9 protein-coding genes and 2 pseudogenes are annotated in these 12816 nt (G+C 53.9%); 7 read left to right on the top strand and 4 right to left on the bottom strand.

All coding sequences use genetic code 11. From position 1 onward, the window contains the following. Positions 1-190: 190 nt before the first annotated feature. On the bottom strand, positions 191-1204 hold the full coding sequence (locus WS64_RS33580; RefSeq protein ID WP_081103920.1) for an IS110 family RNA-guided transposase: 1014 nt from the start codon (positions 1202-1204) through the stop codon (positions 191-193). Between the two features lie 39 nt (positions 1205-1243). Further along, positions 1244-1743: pseudogene (locus WS64_RS33575) on the bottom strand (transposase); the annotation flags it as partial. Positions 1744-2424: 681 nt separating this feature from the next. On the opposite strand from WS64_RS33575, the gene WS64_RS34590 reads away from it, so the two are divergent. The 7 genes from WS64_RS34590 (at position 2425) to WS64_RS34580 (ending at position 10960) form a co-directional block, all read left to right on the top strand. Continuing rightward, entirely contained in the window at positions 2425-2826 is a 402-nt protein-coding gene (locus WS64_RS34590; protein ID WP_155720475.1) for a hypothetical protein, read from the top strand. A 13-nt stretch (positions 2827-2839) separates the two neighbouring features. Next, the gene (locus tag WS64_RS33565) at positions 2840-3880 is read left to right on the top strand and encodes an AAA family ATPase (protein WP_230961166.1); all 1041 of its coding nucleotides are present in this window, start codon (positions 2840-2842) and stop codon (positions 3878-3880) included. Positions 3881-3992: 112 nt separating this feature from the next. After that, a complete protein-coding gene (locus tag WS64_RS33560) occupies positions 3993-6392 on the top strand; it encodes a S8 family peptidase (protein WP_167351644.1) in 2400 nt (799 codons plus the stop codon). Between the two features lie 9 nt (positions 6393-6401). Further along, complete coding sequence (locus WS64_RS34585) at positions 6402-7277, top strand: hypothetical protein (RefSeq protein WP_155720474.1); 876 nt, start codon at positions 6402-6404, stop codon at positions 7275-7277. A 501-nt stretch (positions 7278-7778) separates the two neighbouring features. Beyond that, positions 7779-8759, top strand: coding sequence for an HNH endonuclease signature motif containing protein (locus tag WS64_RS25665; RefSeq protein ID WP_060968116.1), 981 nt, complete (start codon positions 7779-7781; stop codon positions 8757-8759). A gap of 53 nt (positions 8760-8812) precedes the next feature. Next, on the top strand, positions 8813-10225 hold the full coding sequence (locus WS64_RS33555) for an RNA-binding domain-containing protein (protein WP_063807593.1): 1413 nt from the start codon (positions 8813-8815) through the stop codon (positions 10223-10225). A 129-nt stretch (positions 10226-10354) separates the two neighbouring features. Next, positions 10355-10960: a hypothetical protein gene (locus WS64_RS34580; protein WP_155720473.1), complete on the top strand. Its 606-nt coding sequence runs from the start codon at positions 10355-10357 to the stop codon at positions 10958-10960. A 263-nt stretch (positions 10961-11223) separates the two neighbouring features. On the opposite strand, the pseudogene WS64_RS35675 reads toward WS64_RS34580, so the two are convergent. Together WS64_RS35675 and WS64_RS25655 are read right to left on the bottom strand one after the other, a co-directional pair. Next, positions 11224-11416, bottom strand: a pseudogene (locus WS64_RS35675) (DUF2384 domain-containing protein); the annotation flags it as partial. A gap of 6 nt (positions 11417-11422) precedes the next feature. Beyond that, positions 11423-11827, bottom strand: coding sequence for a hypothetical protein (locus tag WS64_RS25655; protein WP_060968591.1), 405 nt, complete (start codon positions 11825-11827; stop codon positions 11423-11425). Positions 11828-12816: the final 989 nt, after the last annotated feature.

Here is a 12816-nt window from a genome sequence, read left to right as displayed (position 1 = left end):
TTTCCTTGTCGTCTTCGTGGTCGTGTTCACGCCACAACATGCCGTCAGAGAGTCGCTACAACGTTCCGATGTGATTGCCGCGGTTTTCCCGCAAAGCGCGTCAAGGAATCGTTGAGGCGACGTAATCAGCCTGGATGAACCGGTACCGCAGTTGTTGCAGGTAAAGCGACTTGCGACGGCGAGCGTGTGGCTATCCCGGGATGAACTCCTTGCCGCTTCTCCACATTGAGAGCAGCAGCGTCGAGAGTTTGCGAGCGGTTGCAACCAGTGCTTTGCGCAGGCCAATCCGGGGAATCAGTGCCTGCGCCCAACGTCGGAGTGCGCAGTCGCGCTTATGACGCAGGAGCAAAGCCGACGCCGCCTCGAACAGCATGTGTCTGGTCAGCCGGCAGCCGGTCTTGGATATTCCACCGTTATGGTCGACGTCCCCTGATTGGTACTTCCTTGGCGTTAGACCAAGATACGGACCAATATCGCCGACACGGCGAAATCGATCCGGATTGTCGACTGCAGCAGCGAATGCCACTGCCGTCTTCACGCCGACACCGGGGACCGTCATCAGACGACGACACACATCGCTGGCGCGCGCAATCCGTTCAAGCGCCTTATCGGTCTCACGGACTTGCCTGTCTATATGCCTCCAACTGTCGAGCAGGATGTCAACTACGCCACGGATTAGCGATGTCGATGGCGTATGTTGCTCGACGAGTTTCTCGAATGCGCTACGCGTACCAGGAGGCAGCACAACACCAAAGGTTTTGAGCACCCCGCGGATCTGGTTGTACAGGCCGGTACGCATACTGACCAATTGACTGCGCGCTCCAAGAAGCAGCCGGACTTCGTGGCTCGCGATACTTTTGACTTCGACGGCACGATACCAGCCACTGCGCGTGAGTTGAGCGATGCCGCGCGCGTCATTGCTGTCAGTCTTGTTCAGTTGCGTCGCGAGCGCTGCGTGCACGTGGCGGGCATGAATGCAATCAACAGGAACACCTCGATTTCGCAGTGCGTGATAGAACCATACTGCGAGAGGGCCAGTTTCCATTCCGACGCGCCGGACCTCGGGGGCTTGCTGTCGGATGATGCTATCAATAGCCTGCGGATCCGATGCTACTGTTCCGCGCCAGACGGGATTACCGTCCCCATCGATTACGCAAACCGCCGTTGACCTCTGCGATACATCGAGACCCACATACGTTTCCATGGCAGCCTCCGTCGTTAGCCGGAGACGCAATTACAGCATGTGATTGGCGTGCGTGCCTTCGCGTTCCACCAAGGCGTGCAGCCGGCGGTATCCGAATCGACGACGTTCGTGCGCCAACTCCACCAGACGCGCCGCTAGCATCTCATTCTCGTGGTCCGGCTTCGCGTCGTAATGCAGCACGCTGCGAGAAAGCCCAACAAGCCGGCAGGCGCGGCGCTCGGAGATGTTGACCTTCTCCCGAATCGCCGACACTGCTTCGCGTTTGGCTTGCGGGCTCAGGGCTTTCCCTTGACCACGACCTTCAACGCTTCGATATCGAGCATTGCTTCGGCCAACAGTTTCTTCAGCCGGGCATTCTCCACCTCAAGGTCCTTAAGCCGGCGGGCTTCCGAGACTTCCATGCCGCCGAACTTCGCGCGCCAGGTGTAGAACGACGCGTCACTGAACCCGTGCTTCCTGCACAGTTCCTTGACCGGCATGGCGGCCTCGGCTTCCTTCAGAAACCCGATGATTTGCTGTTCCGTAAAACGCTTCTTCATGTTCGTCTTCTTCTCCGAAAACGAACTTTACTAGACTCCGGCTGGCCCTGTTTGCAGGGGGCAGATCACGGCTGCTTTGCGCACAGGCAGCCGTCCGCTCAGGGTCGACCACGGCTCTTGATGAAGTGACGGCAAAGCAATCTCAGACCCGATCTGATGCTGACTGAGAGTTTCATGTCTTGACTTACGCAGCTTATTCGCGGCACAGATCAAGGCCGCGCATGATCCCTCCCGCCTAAAGGTTGTCGAGGTAGTATCGGCTCCCAGTTAGAGGACTTACCTCTCATGGTCCTGATCCGGTCTTTGCGTTACGACGTGGGTCGGGGTCAATTGCGTCAGCAAGTGCCTCGGCAGACTGACCTTTCGGCATCTATCGCTTGATTGCTAGCCAGTAACGCCCAGGTAGTCAGATCTCCAATCTTGCCTCACGCGGCCGCAGTGGTGCGGGCGGTCGTCATGAGGCAGCTTGCTGACGCGATTGAACCTAGAGCTTCACCTGTGCGGATCAGCGCCCTCTCGCGACCCAAGATGTTCACTTTCTGGCGGCAAGCGTTGCAGTTTTGCCGGAATGTGAAACGAAATGAAACGAAAGTGTTGCGTTAGAAGGTTGCGTTTTAGAGATTGCCGTTGCACTTTTAGGTTTGGCGCGCTAAGCTAGTCCTAAATAGGAAGGGGAAACGAATGCCTAAAGTCGTGCCAGATGACCAACTGGCGGAGCAGGTAAGGACATTCGTCGACATTTGTGGTGGATGCGGTTCGGCCGCACGTAGGCTGGGTGTGAATCGCGCAAGTTTGTGGCGGTTCTGCCAATCGGGGCGAGCAATTCCGCGAACGCGGGCTCGATTGATCGCGGGGCTGTCTGAGCAGGAAAGTGCGACAGAAGCCGCAGAAAGTGCAACCATCGAAACGACGAATCCGCTCCCGACTAGTATTTCTTTCGATGATTTGGCCCGACTACGGGCGTTTTTTCAAACCATGATCATGCTTGTTGATGCGTTCGCCCCGCAGTTGGCCGCAGCAACACCGCAATACGCCGCCAAGGTTGCAGACGAGCAACCGGGCGAGTCGATCAAACGTAACTAACGATGCTAGAGCTATGGCCCAGCCGAATCTCCGCGGCGACCGCAGCGCCGTGCAACGAACTATGGAAGCAATTCTTGCTGATGCGAGGTCGCGAGGCCGCGCTCAAACGGCTGCAGCGCCGCAAAATGTGAAGGCATCCGATTCGTCGACATTGCCGGAGCGTGTCGCGGAGCTGGTATATGACATGCCCGCTCGGCGGCGCTTGGACGATCTGGTCCTGCCTCAGGGAGTACGGGACCAAATTGATGAATTTCTCCATGAGTATGTGAACGCAGGATTGCTGCGTGAGCATTCCCTTGAGCCTCGTCACACGATTCTATTGGTGGGAGCTCCGGGAAACGGGAAAACCAGTCTTGCTGAGTCGATAGCGACGGAACTCTCGTTGCCGTTGCTCGCGGTGCGCTATGACGCCGTTGTGGACAGTTTTCTTGGTGAAACCTCTAATCGCCTGAGAAAATTAATTGACTACGCGGCGTTGAGTCCGTGCATTTTATTCTTCGATGAGTTCGATGCGGTGGGTAAAGAGCGTGGCGATTCCCAAGAGACCGGTGAAATCAAGCGAGTAGTAAGTTCATTGCTCACGCAACTCGATAGACTCCCCAGTCATTCGATTGTAGTATGTGCTACGAATCACCCTGAACTATTGGATCGGGCAGTTTGGCGTCGTTTTGAAGTCAAGCTTGAATTGCCGTTGCCGGGCCCGATAGAGCTTGGGAAATGGTTCAAGAAGTTTGAGCAATCGCTTGGCACTTCTGCTGGCATTAGTGCCAAAGATTTCGTGGCGTGCATGACGGGGGAAAGCATGTCGGAAGTCGAGGCATTTACACTCGATATTCGGCGTAAGTTGGTCTTGTCGAAAGGCGCGCTGACGCCTGCCAAGGCTGTCCGAGAGGTTTTGTCCCGTTGGCAATCTCGCTTAACTCGACAAACATCGGACTCGAATGGCACAGAACTACCCGCTCGTACGTCTGCAGCGCGAGCCTCAACCAAAAAGTCGAATTCCCGGAAGGCGGAAGTACGTCCCGGGCCGGATCTCCTTTCAGGAGCAGAGTAAGAGTGTATTGCTGAGGACGGGATTTGAGAGGATTTCCCAGTCCTTAGCCGCCGCCGACGGCGGCATTGATGTTTCGCAGGATCCCAGAGCCGTAACGCCAGAGCGAGCTTTAGTGTTCGATCTGATCGGGCCTGTCGACGAGTTCGAAGCTGCAGCTGCAGCATTGGGATTCGAGTGGCTCACCAGCCGTAGTGCTACACCAATTGTGCCGTCCGATGATGATGAGGAAGATGAAGACGGTGCCGAAGGAGTGCGGCGTGAAAACGCAGCCCCTGAGGAATCTTCTCCCGCTCGTCTCTATCTCACTATGCCCAGTGTGGAGGGGCTGCGAAACTTCTTAGCGCGGTGGCGCTCTTTCATCAAGGGCGAGTCGCCGCCGGCCGAAGCGAAGGCTCTGTGGGCGTTGTTTGGCTATTTGCAGGACGTTCGCGTATTCTCGGCCGAAGACCGAATCGATCCATTAATCAAGCGCTACGTGGAAGCGCTTGTTCGTCACGATCCGGAGCGTCACGTAAAGGTCGAGGTGGACCTTTGGTATCGATCCGAAAAGCAGCTGCGCGATAACGCGCTTGAAACATTGAATGCCCTTCTTGTCGAAGTTGGCGGGGCAATGCTGGATGTCGTCACGATCGAGGAGATTCGCTATCAAGCTGCTCTCGTAAGTGTGCCTGCCCATGTCGCGGTCAGCTTGACCAGATACCAAGGCGCGCTCGCAAATGCCGATAGCGTAATGACAATTCGGCCGCAATCCTATTTTTCGACGGTCGCGCCGACGTCGACCGCTCCCAGCCTTCCCGACCTCGGAACACCTCAGGCCGCTGGTGACACCCCGATTGCTGCGATTATTGACGGATATCCGATCGCATCCCATGCTGCCCTTGATGGGAAAATTATCGTACATGAGGTTGATCTAACGGGCGCGCAGGTGCCGGTGAATGCCCGCTATCACGGCACGGCGATGGCCTCACTAGTCGTTCGTGACGACTTACATGTGCCGCAGCAACCACTAGAGCAAAAGGTCGTTGTTGTACCAGTCCTCACTTCCAATGGCGCAAGTGCGGTTGAAAGTACCCCTTCCGATAAGCTTCCGATCAAGATGATCTATCGAGCAATCATCTCGCTAGTATCGGGATTGGACGGTGCATCGGCTGCTTTTCCCAATGTCGTACTCGTCAATCATTCCATTTGCGACGAATACGCGCCCTTTGTAAAGAGGCCATCTCCTTGGGCCGCGCTGCTCGATTACTTCAGTCACGAGCACGGCCTGATGTTCGTAGTGAGCGCCGGTAATATCCGCAGCGCATTCCCTATGTCGCAGTACGGACACACACCACAAACAATTGCAGCACTTGATCCGCTCGAACGAGAGGCACTTATCCTGTTGGCATTGGAGCAGGCAAAAGGAACACGTGGCTTGCTGAGTCCGGCGGAGTCCACCAACTCTCTGACGGTCGGGGCACTACATGCGGACGACGGTCCGGCGTGCCCGCCCAATGTCATTGATCCTTATCCGCAAGCGGGTATGACCAACTTGGGGTCCGCCCTAGGCTTGGGCGTGAATCGAAGTATCAAGCCAGATGTGCTCCATAAGGGCGGGCGTCTTGCTGCGACATTCACCGCGCAAAACGGATTAGAGATCCATGGTTCGCCTTCGCAGCATCTTGGACAACTCGTTGCGGCGCCTGATCCACATGGAGGAGACCTCCGCCATGTGAATCGCATTTCCGGAACGAGCAACGCCGCTGCGCTTGTCACGCGCCTGGGAATACGAGTTGCAGAGTCAATTGCGCCTATCTTCCGCGCGACTGGTTCGGATTGGGTGGCGCTTCGCACGCGTGCAGCGATTCTGAAGGCTCTCATTGTTCATAGCGCCGCTTGGGAAGGCATTGGCGATGTGCTCTACGACTCTTATCCGCCGCGGGATTCCAAGTTAGGACAGCGTCGCAGGGGCACAATCACTCGGTTTTTGGGGTTCGGCCAGGTGCGAGGCGGTCGAGTTATCTCAGGTAACGATAAGCAAATCACGTTGCTTGCGGACGATTTGATCAAGCACGACGTCTTACACGAGTACCGAATTCCCGTCCCTTCGGCGATGCTCGCCAGTCGTGATGTGCGTCGAATCACTATCACCTTGGCATGGACTACACCTGTGCTGACCTCGACGCTTGACTATCGAGGCGTCACTCTCGGGTTGATTGACGAGGGCGGGAAGAGACATTTCTGGAAGGGCGTCAAACGCCATCAGAAACAGCCGACATCATCGAATGCCGAACGCGGGACAGTGATTCATCATGTATTCGAAGGGCATACGCTCACGCGAATAGCTGCTGATCCGAAGGGAATTTTTGTTGGTGTCCAATGCCGGGCGGTCCATCAGTCATGCCAGTCCGAACAGATTCCGTATGCTCTGGCAGTTACGCTTGAATTGGCACAATCCGCGAAAGCCGATATTTATACGGAAGTTCATGGGAAAGCGCGGACGCGAGCTGGCGTCAGAACTCGAACCAAGTAAAAATTGTATATGTCAAATTTCAATCTGAACGATTCTTTGGGGGCGTTGCCCCCGGCTGATATTGCGAACTATCTGCTGTCAATTGATGATATCGATGGGGCAAATCATTTCTTGACACCAGGCGTGGCAGGGCAAGGGTTTTCGCCTTTCCATCCAAGCTACGGGTACACGGGGCTCGCGATTGGCTTTATTCCCGCTGGAAGTACGGCGCAGAATGGAAAAATTTCAATAGAAGGTGCAAATAACATTGATCCGGATGCATCGCTTATCAATGAGAGAATAAAAATCACTCTCGATAAATTTTATGTCGATTCATATCCTGGCACGGGTCAGCATGAAATTCTCTGCGAATTTGCAGGAAAGAATCAAATTGCCACGGAAACGGAGGAGTTGCGATTTGCATTGCGAGCGTTTGCAAATGACGGGGAGAGTGCCAGCGTGAATGGGCATCCTATATTCAAGGGGCTCACTGTTGGTGCTAATGGCATCTCATTCGAGGGTAGAACAATAAACATCAGGAGTAGATCGGATAGCACTCTTTTGTCAGCTCTCGATAGTTCGACTTTTAAGAGCGGATTGTCGCTGATCACAATGGCACAACCTGCGCTGAAGCCGTTTGCTGATTTGGCGGGGTCGGTGGTTAAGGTTGCACTATCGAGAAGTGCAAATAGGCAGGTTCACTCTTTTAATGTTGGTCTTGATTTTTCGCAAAACAATACATCTGCCAGGTTGAGACTCGGGTCATATGTGATTGTTCAGATTTCTGAGGCTAATTGGAATTGGGGAAGTGTTTATTGGGATATTAATTCTCAAGCGATGAAAAGCACTCTTGGCGTTGCTCCAAGGGCGAATTATATCGTTTTGGGAGTTTCTCCGTTTGTATGAGTAGCTTTGTGAAGTGGTGACGTGGTGGTAAGGCTGCGCAACATGATTTGAACCTTGCGCAGCCTGTTTTGTGGCATTGTCAGTTTCATTGACGATACCGGAACGTAGGCGCGCGGACTGCTGCGCCCCTTAATTTTCTGCGTCGCCATCATTGCTTTTCACCGCCCTTGGTCAGCCTAGATGAGGTCCACTGGGCGTTCTGTCCAACGAGAGTCAGGAAACGGAGCATTTATGTCATGGGAGCACAATCACTATACGGCGACCTGTGATGCCTGTGGGCACGAAGGCGTCTGTATCAAGTCTTCTGACGATTGGGGGCGGTCGGCAACGCGGTTCGAGGGGTTCGAGAATGTAGCGCCTGATTCTTACGCTGTCGGACGCAAGCGCGTTGGCGCAGATGATATGCGCCCGAAATGCCAGAATTGCGGCGGAGCATCGATTACCATCGGTGCCTTTTTCAAGAGCACATGAAGTTCAGGTCAAGCAAGAGATAGATAGGCTATGAGCAAAGGGCAACGCGTATTTCGCAGCACAGAAAGCCTTGCTGAGGAGGCGGTGACGCGTGATGCCATCGCACCGTTCCTTGCAGCGCGGGGGTATCAAGTCTTGCATGACAAGCGAAAGCAGATGGGTACCGCAATCTCGCAGTTCGTTCGTGTGCGCGGTGACGACGGCCTAGAACTGCAAATGCGCGTCCGGTTGTGCTGGAGATGGTCAGGTGAGCGAGCTACCAAGGGGAAGTATGCGGCGGCTCAATTGCGTGCGCGGCTGATCAAGGGCAACTGGGACGGTACGCTTGCCGCTATCGTTGAGCGCGACCTTACTGAGGGCAACACGCATCACCTTTTGGTGCAGCGTGAAGGTGCAGAGATCGTGTTTGCCGCACTAATCCCCCGTGAGGAACTCGCGCCAATTTGGCGTGGACAGCGCGATGTGAGCAGCCACCTGATAGCCAAGGGGGCTTTGGGTCGAATGTCGAAGAACCATGCCATGAACGGCACCAGTCCAACTGTTTGGTTGCAGGATGACCGTTGGCCACGCGGACATGAGGTTGCAGATGTGCTGTGGAATTGGCCGGGTGTTGTCGATTTGGCTAAGATTCCTATCGATTCGACGGCTACCGAAGACTATGTCGATGACACCTACGACGACTGTCCCGTTGTGGATTCGTGGCTTATTGGCAGCGACGGCGCCGAACGTCGTCTAGCAGTACGTTCGGAGGTCAAGCGCGACCCGAAGGTTCGATGCGCGGTGCTTGCCCGGACAGACGCATGTGAGCGCGTTGGATGTGGCCATCGGCAGCGCTATCGAGGTTTTTTGGATGTGCATCACATACTCGGAGCGGAAAAAGGCGATCGAGTGTGGAATTGCGTCGCCTTGTGTCCAAATTGTCATCGAGACGCCCACTATTCGACTGATGCAGATACGTTGAATCGCGAGTTTCTAGATTATGCAAAGCGGTTTAACCCCTCGCCCCAATGAGGATAGGGGCGGCGCTATGGGAACAAGAGACCACTGTAATAAAAAAAGACACGATGACCAAGATTGTTGAAATTGATGAAACGGAGGCCCTTGACCTCTGTCAACGGGAAGAAAGTGACTATTTTGATCGAAAGTCGGCGCGCCTCAAGGCTAAAGATATTCAGGATCCGGCAGTAGCTTTTGCGAATGCAGAAGGTGGGACGCTGGTGATCGGTGTCGAAGACAGTCGTAAGACTCCAGTTCCACTTGATCGTTGGGTAGGTAAACCGTCGATCGAAGACTACAATAGCTTCATTTCAGCGCTTGCCACCTTGAATCCAGGCATTGACTTTAGTCATCGATTTCTTTATCGAAAAGGACAGCTAACTCCTGCTTTCGTCTTGGAGCTTGAGATTCGGAGGAGTCTGAAGGTCCATGAGACGTCCAGTGGAGAAGTGCTCATACGCAAAGGTGCTCAGAACCTGAAGCTAACCGCTTCGAAGGTCCAGGACCTAATGCGTGCCAAGGGGATGATTTCGGAGGAGGACATGTGGCTGACTGAGGTTCATCCTGAATTAATTGTGGATGGAGCGCCCATCAGGACATTTCTTCAGTCGCTTCGTATTACCCACAAGGATCCGATTTCGTTCGCGCTGCAGGAGCGGCTGATTCATCCCGATTCCTTTGCACCCTCAGTCGCAAGTGTGCTTCTCTTTGCCGAGAATCCGAGTTCGACTATGCCTCGCCAGTGTGCAGTAAAAATCGTTCGTTACGATTCTTCTCACGATGAAATTGAACGAGATAGTCTGACTAACGACACGCACTCGATTGAAGGTTCGCTTCGCGATCAAATCGAAGAGGCATTCCGCATTCTGAAAGAGGTAATCGGCCGGAGCGTCTGCTGGACGTTGGACGGACTGCTTGCCCCGGCGTACCCGGATGAGGCACTATATGAGCTGCTTGTGAATGCTGTTCTGCATCGCGACTACGGGGTTTCGGACAACGTGCTCATTAGCGTTTACAGAAATCGTGTAGAGTTTCGGAGCCCAGGCCGCTTACCTGGTTATGTAACTACTCAAAACATCGCCGACGCTCGTTTTTCTCGGAATCCGAAGCTTGTTCGGCTGCTTTCAAAATATCCAGATGCTCCAAATAAGGATCTCGGCGAAGGCATCAACACTGTCGTCGGCCGAATGCGACGGGCAGGGTTTGTTGATCCAATCTTTATAGAAGACGGCGCCAATCTCTATGTAACGCTGCGGCGAGAACCGAAGGTCGACGCGGCGGGTATCATCACAACCTTTATTGGACGGCATGGGGCCATCAACAATCGACAGGCTCTGGATCTTCTCGCTCTCGATTCGGCGGAGCAGATCACGAGCATGTTCGCGAAGATGCGGGATCAAGGAGTCATCGCACGGGAGGATGAAGCTCAGACAGGTATCCGGGTTCGATGGATTCTGGGTCCAGCTTCTCGGCGACAGTAGTTCCTGCTATGACCGGATCTCTGCGCTTCGTATGGTGAAGATATGGAGTCTATTTCAGTCATTTGAAAGTCATTAAATATGCGCCGAAATGTCCTGTATGTTGCGATATTTCGCATTGCGAGTTAGGTGATGCCGAAAAATAATTCTGCTAGTTCATTTAAATTAGATATTGTCGCAATCGCAGTCTCGATTTTTTCACTGGCCACATCTCTTTGGGCTGCAAGCGCGGCTAATAAAAATACGTGGAATACTAATCGCCCGTATGTGACGGTAGTTCCAATGTGGGACAAATCGAACAAGCTCCCCGGCATCTACCTCAATAACGCAGGCCTCGGACCCGCGATCCTAACCGATATGACCGTGACAATTCACGGGCGTATATATTCTGGACTTGGTCCCGATATTTGGCAAAAATTCGAGCGCGATATGGGATTCCCGGATACGTGCTTCAAGACCGCTTGGCCTCGCCCATATGATGTACTCAAAGCGGGTGAGGAAACCCCGTTGTTTGTAATAGGCGAGAATGCAAATGCTCTCTGTCAGGCTAAACTTGCAACCGTTCTGAGCGACGATCTGCGCATTCATGTAGCGTATCAGTCATCGTACGAAAAACCATACACGTACGACGGCAGCGCTCACATGTATTCACCGAGATTGACGGAGCTATCGGCAGCGGGAAAGAAGCTGGACGCGACTTTCGATCAGCTGTTCAAATCACTTGACGGTCCGCAATGACGTAGCACCGCACCGTCCGAGAAATATTTCATTGACGCAATATCGGCCACGACCCGTGAGAATTGGGAGCCCTCAAGTCGAATGTCGCAGAAACGACAATGCGCGCTCGTTGAGCGGGCTCGTGAAGAGGTGGGGCGGGAACAAACCGCGGAACAACGTCCAGTCCGATAAGCCCCGCTCCCTGTTTTCTTTCGTCGAACCTGACCGGGTACATTGCAAGAGTAGCTGGAGTTCTGGTGGCCTGCAATGCGTGCCTTATGGCCTCACCCGGCTGCCCCGGCGTCGAGCGATGTGACGTAGCGCAGTAGGTCCATCGATGCGTCCTTCGAATACGAATTGTTCCGCAGTTTTGTAGGCGAAGACCGGCAAAGGCTCATCGCGATACCAGAAGAGCGCGCTCTGCAGGTCGCCGGAGATGTCGGTCGTGGCGCGAATAATTCCGAGTGCTGCCCGAAGGTGACCCTATCCGGACGCACTGGCCTCGAGCGATGTGATGTAGCGCAGCAAGTCTTCAGTGCGTCCCTCCGATATCAGCTCTTCGGCAGTCTTGTAGCCAAAGGTCGGCAGTGGTTCATTGCGATACCAAAACAGCGTGCTCCGTATATCTCCGGAGATATCGGTTGCAGCTCGGATGACCCGCAGCGCGTCTCGAAGATACTTTTGCACGCTTTCGGCGCCGGGAAGACGACTGATGGTATTGCGATGGACATGGGCCAGCCGTGCGAGTGTCTGCATATCGATATGCAGGGCGGCCGCGAAGCGTCGCGCCGAGACGATCGGCGCAGCGCTCTCCGAGTCCTTCAAAGACGCCAGGAAGTGATCGAAATCGAGGGGGGGCGTTGAATCTCGGGCCAGACCGGGGTTCATGGAAGCTTTCTCGGCGCACACTATATGCACATTTATAGCACAAGAAGTGCCGACATCGCTGGCCGCTGAAACGCTCATCCATTGTGCTACCGGTCGCCGAATTCCGCCGAGGCGCCTAGGTAGGGGCGTGACATTCCGAAGGACAACTTTTCTGAGAATTTTCGTGGCCAAGGACATCTTTTCTGAGACAAGAAGCATGCGGTGTTCTCAAAAAAGATGTCCAAGTCCTTGATCTGTATAGGGGCCCCAAGACACCTTTTCTGCGAGCCCACAAGGGGCTCGCGCAGCAGGGATACTTCCTCTTCATTTGGGACGGACGTCTCTACATTTCCGGCGCGTTGCGACACGCGTCCGGCCTATCCCCGCACACCCGCATTCAGAAAGGTGGGCAACTTGCCTATCAAATTGTAAGAAATGATGCCCGGATGAGCTCGATATTGGGCTTATTCAAAGCCGCATCGACGAGGGGTATTTTCAAAATTTGGGAGAAGCTGAATATTCTATTTTCTAGGCGGGCGTTAAACCTGATGTTTTTGCGAGGTGCGCAATTCCTTGAGTATCGAATGATGTCGATTGGTAATTGTAAAAATGCGAGCTGTATGTGCGTTTCCCAATTGAAAGCACGACAGAGGCGTCCGGCAAAGTAGACGTGTGGGAGGGACTGTTATGGATGGCTAGTGAAATTCTTCTTGCGCTACTTAAATTTGTTAACTTAGGATTGAGACTCGTCGAATCGGGAATGCTTATATCCAGAACGGGAAATCTTTCAAATTCCTTTGGCTTGGCCGCCGCGCGAAATGATCTTGCACGGACGTAATAGCTCGCATGAATCGCGATCGGACGGGGAGCGGGAACTGTCGTTTTCGCATGCTGAAGCGAAAGTAAATAAATTTCTGCGAAATATTTAATCGATGCCTCTCCATGTTTGTGAGTAGGCTGAGCAGAGTTGCGTCCATATTTCTTTGTTGGGCTGTACTGTGGCTTGGGCT

The sequence above is a fragment of the Burkholderia anthina genome, from assembly GCF_001547525.1.
Classification (GTDB): Bacteria; Pseudomonadota; Gammaproteobacteria; order Burkholderiales; family Burkholderiaceae; genus Burkholderia; species Burkholderia semiarida.
Note: the sequence above shows the minus strand (reverse complement) of the source record. Positions and strands in the feature narration are given on the sequence as shown.

What these genes read in the sequence shown, in the direction of transcription:
- WS64_RS33580 (WP_081103920.1), bottom strand. Translation starts at nt 1,204, where the DNA reads ATGGAAACGTATGTGGGTCTCGATGTATCGCAGAGGTCAACGGCGGTT.
- WS64_RS34580 (WP_155720473.1), top strand. Translation starts at nt 10,355, where the DNA reads ATGCCGAAAAATAATTCTGCTAGTTCATTTAAATTAGATATTGTCGCA.
- WS64_RS34590 (WP_155720475.1), top strand. Translation starts at nt 2,425, where the DNA reads ATGCCTAAAGTCGTGCCAGATGACCAACTGGCGGAGCAGGTAAGGACA.
- WS64_RS34585 (WP_155720474.1), top strand. Translation starts at nt 6,402, where the DNA reads ATGTCAAATTTCAATCTGAACGATTCTTTGGGGGCGTTGCCCCCGGCT.
- WS64_RS33555 (WP_063807593.1), top strand. Translation starts at nt 8,813, where the DNA reads ATGACCAAGATTGTTGAAATTGATGAAACGGAGGCCCTTGACCTCTGT.
- WS64_RS33565 (WP_230961166.1), top strand. Translation starts at nt 2,840, where the DNA reads ATGGCCCAGCCGAATCTCCGCGGCGACCGCAGCGCCGTGCAACGAACT.
- WS64_RS25655 (WP_060968591.1), bottom strand. Translation starts at nt 11,827, where the DNA reads ATGAACCCCGGTCTGGCCCGAGATTCAACGCCCCCCCTCGATTTCGAT.
- WS64_RS25665 (WP_060968116.1), top strand. Translation starts at nt 7,779, where the DNA reads ATGAGCAAAGGGCAACGCGTATTTCGCAGCACAGAAAGCCTTGCTGAG.